Annotated in this window: 12 protein-coding genes; 1 reads left to right on the top strand and 11 read right to left on the bottom strand. The window is 43.1% G+C overall.

Annotated elements, in window-relative coordinates:
* Positions 1 to 55: 55 nt before the first annotated feature.
* The 6 genes from FHW88_RS06430 to FHW88_RS06405 form a co-directional block, all read right to left on the bottom strand.
* Positions 56 to 3256 (bottom strand): efflux RND transporter permease subunit, encoded by a 3201-nt coding sequence (locus FHW88_RS06430; RefSeq protein WP_176623998.1) that lies wholly within the window; start codon positions 3254 to 3256, stop codon positions 56 to 58.
* A 24-nt stretch (positions 3257 to 3280) separates the two neighbouring features.
* Positions 3281 to 4426, bottom strand: coding sequence for an efflux RND transporter periplasmic adaptor subunit (locus FHW88_RS06425; protein ID WP_176623996.1), 1146 nt, complete (start codon positions 4424 to 4426; stop codon positions 3281 to 3283).
* 416 nt (positions 4427 to 4842) lie between these two features.
* The gene (locus FHW88_RS06420) at positions 4843 to 5445 is read right to left on the bottom strand and encodes a TetR/AcrR family transcriptional regulator (RefSeq protein ID WP_090524775.1); all 603 of its coding nucleotides are present in this window, start codon (positions 5443 to 5445) and stop codon (positions 4843 to 4845) included.
* 141 nt (positions 5446 to 5586) lie between these two features.
* Positions 5587 to 6102 carry a DinB family protein gene (locus FHW88_RS06415; protein WP_176623994.1) on the bottom strand — a complete coding sequence of 172 codons (516 nt, stop codon included), beginning with the start codon at positions 6100 to 6102 and terminating at the stop codon, positions 5587 to 5589.
* Positions 6103 to 6197: 95 nt separating this feature from the next.
* Complete coding sequence (locus FHW88_RS06410) at positions 6198 to 7358, bottom strand: MFS transporter (RefSeq protein ID WP_090524771.1); 1161 nt, start codon at positions 7356 to 7358, stop codon at positions 6198 to 6200.
* Positions 7359 to 7429: 71 nt separating this feature from the next.
* Positions 7430 to 7600 carry a hypothetical protein gene (locus FHW88_RS06405; RefSeq protein ID WP_175489912.1) on the bottom strand — a complete coding sequence of 57 codons (171 nt, stop codon included), beginning with the start codon at positions 7598 to 7600 and terminating at the stop codon, positions 7430 to 7432.
* 240 nt (positions 7601 to 7840) lie between these two features.
* On the opposite strand from FHW88_RS06405, the gene FHW88_RS06400 reads away from it, so the two are divergent.
* Positions 7841 to 9007 (top strand): putative sensor domain DACNV-containing protein, encoded by a 1167-nt coding sequence (locus FHW88_RS06400; RefSeq protein WP_090524769.1) that lies wholly within the window; start codon positions 7841 to 7843, stop codon positions 9005 to 9007.
* 203 nt (positions 9008 to 9210) lie between these two features.
* Here FHW88_RS06400 and FHW88_RS06395 read toward each other — a convergent pair whose 3' ends face one another.
* From FHW88_RS06395 to FHW88_RS06375, 5 genes are all read right to left on the bottom strand, one after another.
* A complete protein-coding gene (locus FHW88_RS06395) occupies positions 9211 to 9483 on the bottom strand; it encodes a hypothetical protein (protein WP_176623992.1) in 273 nt (90 codons plus the stop codon).
* 155 nt (positions 9484 to 9638) lie between these two features.
* Positions 9639 to 11771, bottom strand: a complete 2133-nt coding sequence (pnp, locus tag FHW88_RS06390) for a polyribonucleotide nucleotidyltransferase (RefSeq protein WP_090526179.1) — start codon at positions 11769 to 11771, stop codon at positions 9639 to 9641.
* A gap of 127 nt (positions 11772 to 11898) precedes the next feature.
* On the bottom strand, positions 11899 to 12177 hold the full coding sequence (gene rpsO, locus FHW88_RS06385; protein ID WP_090524765.1) for a 30S ribosomal protein S15: 279 nt from the start codon (positions 12175 to 12177) through the stop codon (positions 11899 to 11901).
* Positions 12178 to 12776: 599 nt separating this feature from the next.
* Complete coding sequence (locus FHW88_RS06380) at positions 12777 to 14579, bottom strand: M61 family metallopeptidase (protein WP_176623990.1); 1803 nt, start codon at positions 14577 to 14579, stop codon at positions 12777 to 12779.
* A gap of 162 nt (positions 14580 to 14741) precedes the next feature.
* Positions 14742 to 17402, bottom strand: a complete 2661-nt coding sequence (locus FHW88_RS06375) for a glycoside hydrolase family 2 protein (RefSeq protein ID WP_176623988.1) — start codon at positions 17400 to 17402, stop codon at positions 14742 to 14744.
* Position 17403 lies beyond the last annotated feature (1 nt).

Genomic DNA, 17403 nt, shown 5'->3' with positions numbered 1-17403 from the left:
TTAAACTATCACGGATTTTAAAGGCCGTGATAGTTTTAGTTGATGTTTTGATTGATTAAGCTGAATATTCGTTTTCTAAAACTACAGCATCTTTACCATGGTCGCCGGCAGCGGCAAGCGGCTTAGGTTTGCCACTAATGCGTTCCTGCAAGCCCTGGAATATCACGTATAGTACAGGTATGATAAATAAACCTAACAATACGCCTGAAACCATCCCGCCTGCTGCACCAATACTGATAGAGTGGTTACCCTGTGCAGATGGGCCGGTAGCGATACTCATCGGGAATAAACCGAATACGAAGGCCATGGAGGTCATGATGATTGGACGGATACGGAGCTGAGCAGCTTCGATAGCCGACTGAACCAGTCCATGCCCTGCCCTTCGCCGCTGTACCGCGAACTCTACGATCAGGATCGCGTTCTTCGCTAACAAACCGATAAGCATGATTAGCGCAACCTGCACATAGATGTTGTTTTCGATACCGGTTAAGCCTAACACAATGAATACCCCGAATAAACCTGTAGGTATTGAAAGTATTACCGCCAATGGCAGGATATAACTTTCATACTGTGCAGACAGCAGGAAGTATACAAACACCAAACATAACAGGAAGATCACAGTCGACTGACCACTTGAAGCAATCTCCTCGCGGGTTTGGCCGGTAAACTCATATGCAAAACCTTGCGGCAATTGCTCCTTAGCTGTTTCCTCAATCGCTTTGATGGCATCACCAGAGCTGTAGCCCGGTTTAGGGATAGCATTTATTTCGATAGAGTTGAACAAGTTGTAACGTGAAGCAGTTTCTGAACCATACACACGGGTTAATTTAACCAGGGTGTTGATCGGCACATTTTCGCCCGATTTGTTTTTAACAAACACACGGTCAATTGCCGATGGATCTGTCCTGTCGGCAATATCAGCCTGAACAACCACGCGGTAGTATTTACCAAAGCGGTTAAAGTCTGATGCCTGTGCGGTACCGAAATAAGCCTGCATAGTTGACAGGATATCCTTAACACTTACGCCCAACTGATTGGCTTTTTCGTCATCAACCTCTAATTGTAACTGAGGGTAATCAGCTTTGTATGAAGTAAAGGCGAAAGCAACAGCCGGCTTTTGCATCAGTTTCATGATAAAGTTATTGGCGACGCCGCTAAATTTATCCAGCCTGCCGTTGGTTTTATCCTGCAGCATTACGTCAAGCGCTTCCACGTTGCTGAAACCAGGAACGGTTGGAAAGCTGAACACGAAGAACGTACCACCTGGTATGCCTGCTAATTTGCCCCTAACAATATTCTGGATAGCATCAATATTCTTAACTTCTCCCCTTTCTTCAGTAGGCTTTAACAACAGGAAGATAACACCTGCCGACGGGCTGCTGGATTGTGTTAAGAAGTTAAAACCCGACAAGGCGGTAACAAATCGCGCAGATGGCAATGTTTTCAACTGATCCTCAGCCAGTTTAAAGGTTTTGTTAGTTCCTGCTAATGAAGTACCTGATGGTGTATTTACTGCTATCGCCACAAAGCCCTGGTCCTCGGTAGGAATAAAGCCTGTTTTGGTTTTGTTTACCATGTAAACTGTAGCAACAACTACTAAGGCAAGGCCGGCCATACTGATCCATTTGTTACGGATCAAAATTTTCAAGCCGCCAACATACCTGTTGGTCATATAATTGAAGCCACCATTGAAGCCCGCGTAAAATTTCTCTACGAAGCTTTTCTTAGGTGCGTTATGACCGTTTTCGCTATGTTTATTCTTTAAGAATAACGCAGCCAAAGCCGGGCTTAAAGTTAAAGCGTTAACAGCCGATATAATGATAGATATAGCCATGGTTAAGGCAAACTGGCGATAGAAGATACCTGTTGAGCCCGTCATGAAGCTCACCGGTAAAAACACCGCCGCCATAACCAGCGTAATGGATATAATAGCACCCGTAATTTCGTGCATGGCCTCCGTAGTTGCAGCCTTAGGGGTTAGGCTTGGGTCATGCTCCATTTTGGCATGCACCGCCTCCACTACCACAATGGCATCATCCACCACAATACCAATAGCCAATACCAACGCAAACAGTGTCAACAAGTTAACCGAGAATCCAAACAGGTTCATGAAGAAGAACGTACCGATAATAGCAACCGGAACCGCTATAGCCGGAATCAATGTTGATCTGAAATCCTGCAGGAATATAAATACTACGATAAATACAAGGATGAAGGCCTCAACTAACGTATGCTCAACCTGGTTGATAGACTCGTCAAGATCGGTTTTAGTACGATAGAACTGGTTGTATTTAATCCCGACAGGGAAATCTTTAGATAATTTCACCATCAGGTTGTCGATAGCGATCTGGATTTCGTTGGCATTTGAACCTGACAATTGGATAATACCGATGATAATACCATCGTGGCCATTCAGGTTACTAACACTATTGTATGAATAAGCACCCAGTTCAACACGTGCTACGTCTTTTAAACGCAATACAGAACCATCTGCATTAGCACGGATGGCGATGTTCTGGTACTCCTCTGGTTTGGTAAGTTTACCTTTATATTTAATTACATACTCAAATGCTTCGTTGCTGCGCTCGCCAAATTTACCTGGTGCTGCTTCAAGGTTTTTGTCCTGTATAGCGGCGGTTACTTCGGCCGGTGTAACATTGTAAGTTGCCATTTGGGTAGGATTTAGCCAAACACGCATTGAATAATCCTTAATACCACCAAAGATACTGGCAGAACCTACACCCGGAATACGTTTAATTTCCGGAACGATATTGATCTGCGCATAGTTGGCTACAAAGGTTTGATCGTATTTTTTGGGGTCTTCAGAGTAGATGGCCATAGCACCGATAAAGCTGTTTTGCTGTTTGGTAGTTGTAATACCATATTGCAAAACCTCGGCTGGCAACTGGCTTGAAGCCTGTGAAACACGGTTTTGAACGTTTACCGCTGCCTGGTCGGGGTTAGTACCCTGTTTAAAGTAAACGGTGATACCCAATGTACCGTCATTACTGGCGGTAGAGGTCATATAGGTCATATTTTCCACACCATTGATCGCTTCTTCTAAGGAAGGCGTAACGGAACGTAAAATAGTTTCGGCATTGGCACCCGGATACACGGCTGATACTAATACCGACGGAGGGGCAATATTAGGAAACCGCTCTAAGGGCAGTTTTGTTAAACCAAGCACACCCACTATCACCAACAATATGGAGATAACAGTTGAGAGTACCGGTCTTTCTATAAATTTCTGAAACATGACTTTAAAGTTTAAGTGTATGTATTATTTCTTAACTACAGCGGCTACTTTATCTGCAGCTTTTTGAGGCTGGATAACCATGCCTTCCTGTAATTTATCAATGCCCTCTAACACGATCTGGTCGCCGGCTTTAATGGCTTCTTTATCTTTAACCAGGTAGTGATCGCCCGATTTACCAATTATGTCGATAGGTTGTTTTTTCACTTTGCTGCTATCGCCAACTACAAATACAAATACTTTATCCTGCATTTCGATAGTTGAAGCTTCCGGAACGATCAAAGCATCTTTATGACTCAGGCTTAAACGGATCTTGCCGGTATTACCAGAGCGTAAAAGACCGTCAGGGTTTGAGAAATTTGCCCTTAAAGTGATAGCGCCGGTGTTTTTATCAAACTGACCGTCTACAATATCAATTTTACCTTGTTTAGCATATTCTGTATTATCAGCTAACAATAATGATACTGATGGTACATTTTTCAATTTATCTTTCAGGTTAGCGCCGGGATATTGTTCTTTAAAGGCAACAAAATCTTTTTCGCCCAATGAAAAGTAAACGTGTACATCATGAACATCTGATAATTGAGTTAGTGGAGCAACATCCGCAGGAGCAACAAGGCTACCTTGTTTCTTAGCAAGCAGACCGATATAACCGCTTACGGGAGCTTTTATTAAGGTGTAACCCAAATTGATCTGCGCGGTAGCTACGTTAGCTTTAGCCGATTCGATGTTGGCTTTCGCTACATCAGCTGCTGCTTTAGCCGTTTTTAGCTGGTAGTCAGAAACTACTTTATTAGCTACAAGCGGAGTTAATTTTTCAACTTCCAGTTGCGCATTTACATGTGCTGCTTCGGCGACGTGTAAGCTTGCTAATGCGTTATTTAAAGCCGCACGGTATGGTTGTTCGTTAATTTTAAATATTGGCTGCCCGGCAGATACGAAAGCGCCTTCGTCAACAAATACTTTATCTAAAGTACCGCTTACCTGTGGCCTGATCTCTACGTTAACGGCACCTTCAATTGAAGCAGGATATTCCTGGTAAGTAGTTTCGGTACCTGATACTATAGAAGCAACCGGTAAGGCTGGCGGTGGAGGTGCTGTTGGAGCCTGCGGTGCAGATGAACATCCGTATAATGTTAAAGCTGCAACTGCTGCTAAAAGGAGTGTTTTCATGAGTGATGATTTTAAGAGTGGTGAATGAATAGGATTAGAAAAAGCCGTTGGGCTTGTGATATATGATGATTTGATTGTTTTCATTGTTTTATTGTTGCCGATCATTTTCAATTGAGATGCCAGTTATATAATTAAACTGACTATCAATTACTTATATTTATAATATTTATTTCCAATGCCTTATATCGTTATTTTCACGATTTTTCATGACGATATACCGAAACGATGTACGCTAATTACAGCAGTTACATAAATTAGATGTTACAACACCGTTAAATCGTTTAACACTGTTAAATAGATTGCGAGGGTTGTGAGTGAGCTTTTTCATTGTATTAAGAGTTTGTTTTAAAAGTGCTTAACAATTGCCTAACACTGTAAGGTAATTTAACAGTGTAGTTTTCAAGCCGCAGAAAGAATTAATCTTTCATCGACCTGATGATACCGCCTATGGTATCTTTCAAAACCTGGCGGTTAACTTCGTCAGAGAATCCCCTGCTCAGTAAGTTGATGGATACCAAACCGTGTACGACCGACCAAAAGGTATAGTACTTGGTGCAGATCATTTCGTCATTGATATCTTTTATATCCATCAGTTGCATAATAGCCTCGCTAACCATAGTAGTAGGGAGCTGGGCTTCGGGCATTGATTTTACCATTTCGCAGCAACAGTTCATCTGTACGCCAAACATAACCTGGTAAAGTTCCTTATTGTCAAAAGCAAAGTTCCAGTAAGCAAGCCACATGGCCTCCAATTGCTTTTCGGGCAGGCGGTGCTTTTCTTTGGCTTCCTCCATGTCCTTTGCTAATATCAAATAGCCTTTGCGGGTAAGTTCCATTAATATAGCATCCTTATTTGCAAAGTATTCATATATAATGGGCGCGGTGTACTCAATTACATCAGCAATCTTACGCATGCTTAAAGCCTGCCAGCCTTCATGTTTAACTATGTGGAGCGCAGCATCCAGGATATTAACCCGGGTTTCCTCTTTTAAGCGCTGAATTCGTTCTTTACTTGCCATTTTGATTACACTATTAAATCATTTAACAGTGTTAAGCAAAAGTATAACGGTTTTAAGGATTATTTACCATCCCTTTGTAAAAAACGTTTCATCCAATTGTCATGGATTAAACCTTTTGAGTCAAATCTGGTCGGTAAACGCTTATTTCTTTACCAGGTAAACCAATTGCCCAATATGATAGCCCTGGTGTATAGTACGATTAATCAGGATATTTAATCTGTTACGGTGCGGCTCTTTTGCAAAATCATCTGCCGCGATGGCGCTATGCGGCTTAAACCAGTCTTCGGGCTGCATCGCATTCATTCTTTCGGTTAAAACCTCATTTACTTTAGCCCAATACTGTTTCAGCTCGGCCAATGAAGGCTTCTCCAAACCGGAATTTTCCGGATTTTTAACAAAAATTTGATCCAGCTGTGGATAGAGCCTTTCGCCCAAACCTAAATAGGTAAACATTCCGTCGCTAACAGCAGTAAGGTGACCCAGCAGGTAAATACCGCTGTTTCGGCCGGGAGCAGTTTCGGCAGCAAGAGCTTCGTCAGTTAACTTATCGAGTAAACCGTTTAGGCGACTGTTTTGCAGTTCCCAGTTGGAGACTACCATTTTGATAAATAATTCTGTTGACGGCTGTATGCTGGTTTCGGTAATGTTTGTGCTCATTTGTTGCAGATGTTATATCAAACCAGTGGGTTTGATGACACAATTATAAGCTAAAACGGGATTGACGTAAATACTAAGCAGCTTATATGACAAAACTATGATACCACGGGCTCATCTTCAATTTTACGCACCAGCCATATCATCATGGCAGCAAAGGCGGCAACAACAAAAAAGGCTATTTGCAGGTTTGCTGCCTGCGCAATAAAACCAACTATCGGCGGTACTATAACAAAGCCCAGGTAACCAACTGTTGATATGGCGGCCAGGGCCTGGCTGCTGTTCATTGTTTTTGATTTACCGGCCATGCTAAAAATAAGCGGCACTATACAAGACACCCCCATGCCTATCATGGCATAGCCCAAATAAACGGTTAAAGTATATGGTAAAAACACAGATACCAGCAAACCGGCCAAAACCAGCGAGCTGCTATAAGTTAACACCTTTTTTATACCAATGGCCGATACTACCCTATCGCCCGCGAAGCGGCCAATGGTCATGGTAACCATGTAAACTACAAAACCCGCCTCCGCAAATGATTTGGTGGCATGGACTACCTTTTCAAAATAAACACCGCTCCAGTCGTACAGCGTGTTTTCGCAGGCCATAGAGGCGAAACATATTAAAGAAAATTTAAGCAAGTGTTTATCGGGCATGGAAAACACCGATTTATTGGGTGTTTCGGCAGGCTGATAGTCATATGTTGAGGGATAAAATATTACCGAGAGGATCAGCATCGCAACTCCCACACCTAATAAATGATATGAAGGAGCCACGTTAAATAATACCATTAAATAGCCGACAGCAGCGCCGCCAAAACCGGCCAGGCTCCAGATGCCATGAAATGTTACCATGATCGATTTATCATACAAAGCCTGGATCCCCACGGCCTGCGAGTTCATAGATAAACCTAATATATTACGGGTTGAGCCAACAAAAAATAAAACTACTATCAGTTGCCACATATAAGCTGCAAAACCGGGGAGGCAAAGCACCAGGCTAAAGGCCAGTGCACCTATCAGCATCATTATACGGCTGCTGAAATGCTTGATCATTTTAGCCGTTAAAGGCATGGTAAGCATCAGGCCAACAGGCATGGCAAACAGCACAACCCCTAACTGGGCTTCATTTAAATTAAGCTGATGTTTTATGGATGGAATACGCGAGGCCCATGAAGAATACCCGAAGCCCGAAACAAAGAAGAAGACACTGTTGGCAATCCGCATTTTTGATTTGCCCGCAGCCGTTAGCTGATCCATACTTAATAATTAAGCGCAAATTTAGCTATAATTTATAAGTGCGGCTGCCGTTATCTGCAATTAAATGCAGTTTACATACATGGCTGAAGCTCGCCGCAGGGCTGATTGTTTCGCACTGCTTTATGAAAAACTTTATTGAAACCTTGTTGTACGTAAGTTAACCCGAGGTTTAAAAGGGCTGATACCTGCAGTGGTGTGGTATCCGGCAGGGTGAGTGATATGAGGTGTGATATGAGTTTCATGATTACATTATCGTTTCCGGCTGCAAAATTGCTACAATAGTTTCAAAAAAAATTTACCCGGATCAACAACTGACTTTAGGAAGATAATTGATAATGAGTATGATAAACCGTTGACAAACGGCCTACCTAATCCTCTCTTTGGGAGAGAGTTTGGGATGAGCCCTGCTCATCCAATTGCAATATTGATGCGTTAGTTTGTTAGCATGTTTTTTTAGCTTTACTTTTGAGATAAGTATTTAAATGAAAGACACCACCAAAACTTTGAGTTCAGGACCTACATATAAAGCAGCCGGTAAAGTAGCAACCATTATCGAAAGGCATTTCAGGCATTTTCACGCCAAAGCCCTCGCCGATAACGATGAGATAGACCTTGCTCCTACCCCCAGCTGCACCACTATTGAATCACTTATCGATATCTCGTTTTGGGCAAGCTTGCGCCGGGAAGAGGGATTTTCGCCAAAATTCACGCTTGCTTTTTTGCCGCCCGAAGCTGCCGGTCAGCCGTTGTTGTTTGGCGGTAAAATTAAACTCGCGCCTAATATCCTCACCAAATTTGCTTCGGCGGTACAACAGCCGGGCATCCATTTGGGCATCTGGATAGAAGATGATGAACTATACATCTGGGGGACCACCCTGGCTATCCCGGCTTATTGTTTTGTGCTGGAAGTAATTGAACCCGGATTATTAGTGATCAAACATCGCCGTATAGAGGGCTTTGGCAAATTTGTAAACATAGCCATATTAAAAGGCGACGATATTAAAGTAGTTGACGAGCATGGCTCCAGCATTTCTGATTGCCCTAATGTACTTTCGGCCATGCTTGATTTTACTTTACCATCCCTATGGAACGATCCGGTAAACGTATTAGTTCAGCTGGCTACCTCCATGCAAGCCCACAAACGTGGCGGCATATTATTAGTTGTGCCCTCCGGAAACGAAGAATGGCGCGAATCTATCATTACCCCGATCTCCTACCCTGTCGATCCTCCGTTTTCGGGCCTTACCGATTTGATGATTCACGAAGGCATCGACCGTTACCACACCTCATGGCAGGAAAAAATGCGGCGCGCGGTTGATACCATAGGCGGATTAACCTCGATAGACGGCGCTACGCTAATAAATGATAAACACGAGCTGCTGGCTTTCGGCGCCAAAATAGGCCGCGCAGCAAAAAGCTCACCTGTTGAAGAGATCGTAGTGACCGAGCCTATCGTCGGTTGCTCAACCAGGGTGATCCACCCGGCGCAAAACGGCGGTACAAGGCATTTAGCGGCAGCACAGTTTGTCTTCGACCAAAAAGATGCCTTAGCACTGGTAGCTTCTCAGGACGGCCGGTTTACGGTATTTGCATGGTCGCCGGTTGTAGGCATGGTGCATGCGCATCAGATTGATATTTTGTTGTTGTGAGTTAGAGGTTAGTGGCTGGAGATTAGAGGTTAGTGGCTATCGGTGTGATTTCATCGAGGTTGCCTGAACCTGAATTTACAGAATTAAAGAATTGGCAGGGTAAAAAGGAAAGACGAAAGACACATTCTATAAAATCCTCAATTCGTTTAATTCGAGCAAAAAAAATCTGTGAAACCTGAAAATCAAAAAATCCAGGTTCGGACTTAATCGCAATTCAATAACAAATCGTAATATTTCCGCATCAGTACGGTATCGTAGTTAACCAGCGACTGATAAGCTTCTGAAACCAGCTCACTGAGGATAGATGATCCAAGCTGCCCGCCTCCATTGGGGATGGAGTCGTAATAAACAATGATTTCCTTCACCCTTATTATTTCGTACAGTAACTGCTGAACCAAATCCGTCTGAGTACCCGTCTGCATACCAGCCGAATTGCTATTCAGGAAATCTAAAGGATCGTTAGCAGCAGGGGTCATTTTTTTATCAAACAGGATCGGAATTATGGTTTTATCAACTACGTATTAACAGTTAATAAGTTTAAACATCCGCTTTTTGTTTTAAAAAAATAAAAAAAATTAAAACAAAATAGCAAAACCCTCATAAAGAGGGTTTTGCTATTGTATAAAAACACTTAATTATTTTGCTTTGGCTCAGGCTTAGGTAAGAGAACCTTACGTGATAGCTTCAGTTTACCTTGCTTATCTACGTCAAGCAGCTTAACCCTTACTTCGTCGCCTATCTGGAAGATACCATCCATCGTTTCAATACGGCGGTGATCAATTTCAGATATGTGCAGCAAGCCATCTTTACCAGGCATAATTTCAACAAACGCACCGAAAGGCATAATTGATTTTACTTTACCTTCGTAAATCTCGCCCACTTCTGGTTTTGAAGCGATAGCGCGGATGCGGCCTAAAGCGGCGTCGATAGATGCTTTGTTATCAGCAAATACCTGAACGATACCCTGGTTGTCTTTTTCCTCGATAGAGATGGTTGCGCCTGTTTCACGCTGCATTTCCTGGATGATTTTACCACCTGGCCCTATAACCGCACCAATAAATTCTTTATCAATTTTAATGGTAACGATACGCGGAGCATGTGGTTTGTAGTCGGCACGTGCCTCGGTAATGGTTTTAGCCATTTCGCCAAGGATATGTAAACGGCCGTCTTTAGCCTGGTTTAACGCGTTGGTTAATACTTCGTATGAAAGGCCGTTGATCTTCAGGTCCATCTGTACAGCAACGATACCGTTTTTCGTACCGGTTACTTTAAAGTCCATATCACCTAAGTGGTCTTCATCACCAAGAATGTCAGAAAGGATAGCATATTTGGTACCCATTTCGTTGGTGATCAAACCCATCGCGATACCTGATACAGGCTCTTTAATTTTAACACCTGCATCCATCAGTGCCAGTGTACCGGCACAAACTGTAGCCATTGAAGAAGAACCGTTTGATTCCAAAATATCAGAAACTACACGGATAGTGTATGGGTTTTCATCTTCAGATGGCAGTACTTGTTTCAATGAACGCATGGCCAGGTTACCGTGGCCTATTTCACGGCGACCGGCACCCCTGTTAGGCCTAACTTCGCCGGTTGAGAAACCAGGGAAATTGTAGTGTAACAGGAATTTTTGGTAACCGTTAATGAACGCACCGTCAATCATTTGCTCGTCATCCTTAGCACCTAAGGTAACGGTAGTTAATGATTGTGTTTCACCGCGGGTAAATATCGCCGAACCGTGAGCAGATGGTAAATAGCCAACTTCGCTCCATATCGGGCGGATCTGTGTAGTAGTACGACCATCTAAACGTTTGCCCTCGTCTAACACAAGGTTACGGATAGCATCATACTCCACATCGTGGTAATATTTTTTAGCAAGGCCTTTAGTAATATCATCTATCTCACCTAAGGTTTCGATATAGGCGTCACGCACTTCTTTAAATTTAGCACTCCGCTCTTCTTTTGCAGATGCAGCAGAAGCAATGGCGTAAACCTGATCATAAGTAGCAGCGTAGATAGCTTTTTTCAAGTCCTCATTGCTATGCTCATGGCTGTAAACACGTTTTTCGGTTTTACCAACTTCAATGGTCAGTTCTTTTTGAGCTAAACATTGCAGTTTAATAGCAGTGTGGGCAAACTTGATGGCTTCAACCAATTCAGCTTCCTGAATTTCTTTTGATTCGCCTTCAACCATGTTGATATCATGCTCGCTACCTGCAACAATAAATTCTAAAGTTGCATTTTCAAGCTGGCTTAATGTAGGATTGATTACTAACTGTCCGTCAATTTTAGCAACACGTACCTCAGAGATTGGACCGTTAAAAGGTATATCAGATACAGATAAAGCTGCAGATGCTGCCAAACCGGCCAATGCATCGGGCATAATATCTTTATCGGCAGAGATTAAAGAGATCATCACTTGTGTATCAGCGTGATAATCTTCAGGGAACAAAGGACGTAAAGCACGGTCAACCAAACGGGAGATCAAAACCTCATAGTCTGATAAACGAGCCTCACGGCGTAAAAAACCACCCGGGATACGGCCTGTTGCAGCGTATTTCTCCTGGTAGTCAACCGATAAAGGCAAGAAGTCAACTCCTTCTTTAGCTTCAGGCGATGATACAACAGTAGCCAGTAACATGGTATCACCCATTTTTACTACTACCGAGCCATCCGCTTGTTTGGCCAGTTTACCTGTTTCGATCTCAATGGTGCGTCCGTCGCCCAGATCAATAACTTTTTTAATTACGTTTAAACTCATCTTTTTTTGTTTGTGATGCACTTTTCATCTTCGGGAGCGCATCGGATTTTATGTGTGTAAATATATGTTGCAAAAGTAAAAAAGCCATCCTAAAATGGGGATGGCTTTTAAATAAAAAAGGAGAGAATTACTTAATGATATCCCTTAGCTGTAAAGCTTTGATGATAGCACGGTACCTTTCAATGTCTTTATTATACAGGTAAGCAAGTAACGCACGACGTTTACCTACTAATTTTTGTAGCGATAATTGAGTTGAAAAATCCTTTTTGTTTTTTTTCAAATGCCCTGTTAAATGAGCAATACGGGTAGTAAATAAAGCTACCTGACCTTCGGCCGAACCTGTGTCAGCTGCTGATTTACCGTGTTTTGCAAAGATCTCTGCCTTTGCTTCTTTACCTAAATACATTACTTGAATAATATTAAAGCGTTAACTATTTTATTAATTGTGGGTGCAAAGATAGTGATTAATTATGCAAAAGCAAGGGGGCGGATGGATTTGTTTTTGGGGTTTGTTTTAATGGTGAATGGCTGATTGGGTTGGATTAAGTGAGTGGTTATCTTTTCAGGAGTGAACGGTTGGCTGGTTGATTAAGTGAGTGGTTGGTTTATGATGAGATTTATGATGAGTAGTTAGTTTTTGAAGTGAAGGTGGTTGGGATGAGTTCGATAAGTGCCTATTATAGTCTGAACTCAAATTTTTGGAATTAAATAATTGGCAGAATTCCAGGCAAATTCATAAATTCCTCAACTCGTTCAATTTCGGTTAAGCTATAATAAATTCGAAATCAAAAATCCCGACTCCGAAATCAATTATGGCGTTACCTTCGGCCCGCGCTATACGCTCATACTGCACAGGCATTAGCCACGAGGCCGGTACCCGCTACTATCGCTAACGCAAATTGTCTGAATCAGAATTTACAGAATTTTGGAATTAACAGAATTTCTTGCGACTCGTTTATAATTTTGAAAATTCTCAAATCCTGTAAATTCTGATTCAGACAACAATCAACGCCCCTCCGTCCAGCTTTTAAAGATAGCCGATTGCAGCTGATCAGGATTTGGTAACGGAGTTATCCTGAATGATTTTTCACGCTTTTTACCAAGCGCTACATCAATATCTTTGGTGACTCCATCTTTCAGAATGGTAAACTTCACTACATCGCCTTCTTTACGGTTATCCAGTGCTTTACCCAAAGCTTCTGGATTAGCGGTCTCGCCATTAACCTTCAAAATAACACTGCGCCCACGAATGCCTGCATTCCAAGCCGGCGATTTATAAGCAACAGTATTGATCCGGAGGGTGTCACCCTGCTGCCGCACGTTAAGGCCAGCCCATGATTCCGATACCACTTTAGTAGCAGTATCAACAGCTAGTCCTCCGTAAGCGAAATATTTTGGATAATCAGGCGGTTTAACGGTGGATGCATATTCAAATACCTCGGTTAAAGGTACGCCCGCCATTTTCTCACATTCATTCCTGAATTCCTGTTCTGTAAAACCGCGGTTCAGCTTTTTGTAATACTTATAATAAAGCAGGCGCATTACATCATCAAGCGTTTTTTTATTTTGCGTTGCATGGCGGATGCTGAAATCAAGCATCAAACCAAGAATCGGCCCTTTATCGTAGTATGAAATGGTTTTATTAAAATCATCGCCCTGCCTGCCGTTTGGCCCGTCATCCCAGGTGTTGTAACTGGCCTGTGTTGCCGATTGATACAAATGGCCCGGCTCATTTTCGTAGTTACGCAGATTATTCTGAAAATCACCAAACATATCTTCATTGTTCATTAAACCGGCATGCCTGGTTATCATATACTCATAATAAACGGTAAAGCCCTCTGATACCCAAAGCATATTGGTATGGTTCTCTTTCGAATAATCAAACGGCCCAAGCTCCACCGGCCGAATACGTTTAACATTATAATGGTGAAAATACTCATGCGCTATAAAGTTGTACAGCTTTTTACGAGCTTCGGTAGTATTAAACCCTTCACCTCCGCTAAAACTTAACGAGGTTGAGTTTAAGTGTTCGATACCGCCGCCGCCAGCGCCTATTGATAAAAAGGTATAATGTGTATAAGGAATTTCTCCTATGATGTTGCTGCCGGTCACTACTATCTTTTTTAGGTCGTTCATAAACGCCTTCCTGTCAAAAGCAGGCAACTTATAACCGATAAAGTTGTGTGGTTTATTCTGCACGCTGAAAGGTGGCAAAACTTCCAGCTCGCCCATTAAAAAAGGGCTGTCATAAAGCACATCAAAATCGGCCGCTTTATAAACATGGTATTGCCCTTTCAGGGTGTCCAGCCCGGTTGCTACCAGATCATTCCATTTACTGTAAGGCTTCATTTGGATGGTGACCGGATGGCGTAATTCCTGGTCGAGGTACATGAACAGGCCCCCGGGGGTGATGTAGCCTCTTGTTTCGTCAAGGTAAACGTTGCCCACAAACGGCACAACGGCTTTAACATCGTATGAGATCTTTACATCTCCGGCCGAGGGGTTAATAACCTTCCAGGTATCCTTAGTGGGCTTATCAAATTTAAGCGAATTGCCTTTTGCATCGGCAACAGTAAAATTTTGTACAGCTCCGGCAAAATTGATTAGCTGGTAATATCCCGGCGTCCAAACGCACATCTTAAAATCGAGCGTTTTGAGGTGGGTTTTATTGGTCAACTCAACATGATACAAATGGTCGGCCGCCTTTTCCATCGACACAGAATATTGCATATTAACAGGTTGCTGGGCCCAAACACCGGCACAAAAAAACAGGCAAAACGACAGGGTTAAATTAGATAGTAATTTCATTATCTGCTTGGGTTTTGCCGAATATAACAAACAGCGGTTTATTTATCCCACCAATCACCGGAAATTAGCCCGAAAAATGCCTGTATTTATCCACTGGGGATAAATTTACCAGATGTTTTAACTTAAGAAAACAGGCCATGATCAGCTTATTTCCCGGATAAACTACTCCTTCGGCAGCCCATCTTCAAACCCACAATCGCCACTGCTCGCAGCTATATCCAGGTTCCAGGCCGAAGTTAGGAAATAAGGCGCTGTACCATCGGCATTCTTAGTGCTATAGGTACACTTAATCACCCTGCTTTCGCCTGGTGCCAGCGAGATATAGTTATCGCTGAAGATCACCGGTAAAATATCGTCACCACCTTGCCCTTTTAAAGCGCGCAGATGTACAAAAAACGCAACTGCACTGCCTGTATTTTTGATAATTACTATATGCGAGGTGCTGTCCCCTTCAGCTTTACCGGTTTGACTAACCACTAATTTAGTTTTGGGTAAAGATTGCAGGGCTGAATAATCCGCATAAGCCGATTGTGGTGTAGTAAACCAGTTTGATTTTTTCCAATTCAGCTCATCGCTTTTTTTGGAGAGCCAGTACCAGTTGATGCTTTTAGTTCCACCGCTTTTATCGCTTAGCTCAAGGCGCAACAGGTAAGTATCCGTTAAACCGGTAATGGCGGGCAGGGCGAATAATCTTTTTGATGCATCGGCACCTATATCGGCAGTTGCGGTTTTGCTGAATTTATTTGACCCATCGAGGTTATAAACATCAGCCTTAACTTTTAAACCGGTAAAGATTTTTAAATAGGAGTTGATAATTGCTACCTCATTAGTTTTGTAAGAATACAGCACATGCAGCGGCTCCATCGCCTTTTTCATGCCAAAGTAAGTACCGGCCGGATACAGGTAATAATCATATGTATGCCAGATAATGCCTGGCCACGGATTGCTCAGCATCCATTGCACGACGCCAGTGGCAGTTTGATATTTGTTTAACCCGTAGGCTTCCATCATGGCGCGGTGAGCCTCGTAGTTTTGTGCCTGAGCTTTGGCTACATAATTTTTAATGGATGCAGTTTCGCCGTAACGGCCGTAAAGCGCTTTGGTGAATACCTTTGTGGTGCCAAATGAGCCTGTACCGCAATGATAGTTCCAGGCGGCCGAGGTTATGTTCAGCGAATCTTTAGGAATAAATTTCACCAGGCTTTCATACGGCGGGATTGACGGGCCGGGCGAAATCTCGGTAGCAAAACTGTAAGTACCGCCATACTTTTTGGCGGCATCGGTTTCCCAATAAATAGGCGGCACCCACTCATACGGGCCGGCCATTTTTACACCGCTATAGCCCGATACCTTTGACTTACTTTCATTAGCGGTTGCTAATAAAGGGTTAGGCCATTTTAACTGCTTTTCAATCTTCAGGTAATCGCGCTCAACAGAGGTATCTGTCGGTGGCATATCGCTGCCATTGAGCCATACAAACAAGCTGGCTTTGTTGCGCAGCCAGTACATCACACTACTATCTGACGCCATGGCAACTTTTCGTTCGGCCGGATCCCATTTTTCGGGATGTTGCCAGGTGCCGCAGCACATCCAGCCGTTCATCACCATCAGGCCGTATTTATCGCACAGATCGTAAAAATTATCGTCTTCCATTTTACCCTCGGAGCGTACAATGTTCATGTTCATATCACGCACCAGGCGGATCTCCTGCTCCTGCCTTTCGGGCGAACGGCGCTGAAAAATATCAGGCGACCAGGCCGCACCTCTTAACATAATTGGCTTGCCATTCACAATAAACTCCCGCGACTGGTTATTGTCAATAATCCTGGATATAAACTGCCTGATCCCAAAGTTCTCACTCACTGAGTTGCTCAGCTTTTTATTAACCAAAGCCGATACTTCAATGTGGTTGAGGTTTGGCTTACCATATTGCCAGGGCCACCAGATGGATGGATCTTTAATATTAAGCTGCTTAAACTCCAAAGGCGAAAAGTTTATGTTCTTCGACTCGTTAGGCAGCAGGTGTACTTTTTTTTCGAAGGATATATTTTCATTGATCCTGCCTTTTATCACCGCATCCTGTGGTTTATTGGTATAGTTAGTCACCTGGGCATCTACGGTTAAATGGGCTACCGCAAGCGAAGGCAGGTCAAAATCAGTAGTAACCAGCGGGAACTTTACGCCTACTTTATTGTAAGTTCTCACTTCGACGTTGTTGATGATACCACCATTATAATCCTGCGGATAGGGAATCCAGTCGGCATAATCAATGGCAAGGTCGCCATCACGTTTGTTTGGGGTAAAAGGCCTAAGCACTTCAATAGCTAAAGCGTTGGTGCCGCTATAGTTGATATTTTTGGTGAGGTCAAGATCAATGATGCGATATGGGCCCTTCACTTTTGTTGAATCGGCTATTTTAACCCCGTTGACCCAAACGTTGGCTTTATAGTTGATGCCATGTAATCGAAGGATCACGTTTTTGCCATTTTCGGCAGCAGGCAGGGTAAACTCCTTCCTGAACCACCATGGTTTATCCAGCTTCGGATCTGCCAGTTTTTCAAGGTTCCTGCCCATAAACGGATCGAATTTGTATACGTGATTGGCCAGTAAGCCAGCTAAAATGGTTGATGGCACGCTTACTTTATACCAGCCTTGGGTATCAAATTTTTCTTTAGAGATGTCTGTAGCAGCGGCAGGTGCCGTAACTACCGATTGCATTTGCCAGTCATCCTTCAACAGTAAGTTAAAATTCTCCTGCCGCTCCTGCGCAAATGCCCTTGTACTGAGCAGGGCTATTACCGACATTAATAATATTTTTTTCATG

The organism is Mucilaginibacter sp. SG538B, from assembly GCF_013376065.1.
GTDB classification, from domain to species: domain Bacteria; phylum Bacteroidota; class Bacteroidia; order Sphingobacteriales; family Sphingobacteriaceae; genus Mucilaginibacter; species Mucilaginibacter rubeus.
The sequence above is the reverse complement of the archived record's forward strand: the minus strand, read 5'-3'. Positions and strand labels throughout refer to the sequence as shown.

Excerpts from the sequence above, each read along its gene's own strand:
- FHW88_RS06410 (WP_090524771.1), bottom strand. The coding sequence starts at position 7,358 with ATGGATCAGCTAACGGCTGCGGGCAAATCAAAAATGCGGATTGCCAAC.
- FHW88_RS06420 (WP_090524775.1), bottom strand. The coding sequence starts at position 5,445 with ATGGCAAGTAAAGAACGAATTCAGCGCTTAAAAGAGGAAACCCGGGTT.
- pnp (WP_090526179.1), bottom strand. The coding sequence starts at position 11,771 with ATGAGTTTAAACGTAATTAAAAAAGTTATTGATCTGGGCGACGGACGC.
- FHW88_RS06400 (WP_090524769.1), top strand. The coding sequence starts at position 7,841 with ATGAAAGACACCACCAAAACTTTGAGTTCAGGACCTACATATAAAGCA.
- rpsO (WP_090524765.1), bottom strand. The coding sequence starts at position 12,177 with ATGTATTTAGGTAAAGAAGCAAAGGCAGAGATCTTTGCAAAACACGGT.
- FHW88_RS06415 (WP_176623994.1), bottom strand. The coding sequence starts at position 6,102 with ATGAGCACAAACATTACCGAAACCAGCATACAGCCGTCAACAGAATTA.
- FHW88_RS06395 (WP_176623992.1), bottom strand. The coding sequence starts at position 9,483 with ATGACCCCTGCTGCTAACGATCCTTTAGATTTCCTGAATAGCAATTCG.
- FHW88_RS06375 (WP_176623988.1), bottom strand. The coding sequence starts at position 17,402 with ATGAAAAAAATATTATTAATGTCGGTAATAGCCCTGCTCAGTACAAGG.
- FHW88_RS06405 (WP_175489912.1), bottom strand. The coding sequence starts at position 7,600 with ATGAAACTCATATCACACCTCATATCACTCACCCTGCCGGATACCACA.
- FHW88_RS06425 (WP_176623996.1), bottom strand. The coding sequence starts at position 4,426 with ATGAAAACACTCCTTTTAGCAGCAGTTGCAGCTTTAACATTATACGGA.
- FHW88_RS06380 (WP_176623990.1), bottom strand. The coding sequence starts at position 14,579 with ATGAAATTACTATCTAATTTAACCCTGTCGTTTTGCCTGTTTTTTTGT.
- FHW88_RS06430 (WP_176623998.1), bottom strand. The coding sequence starts at position 3,256 with ATGTTTCAGAAATTTATAGAAAGACCGGTACTCTCAACTGTTATCTCC.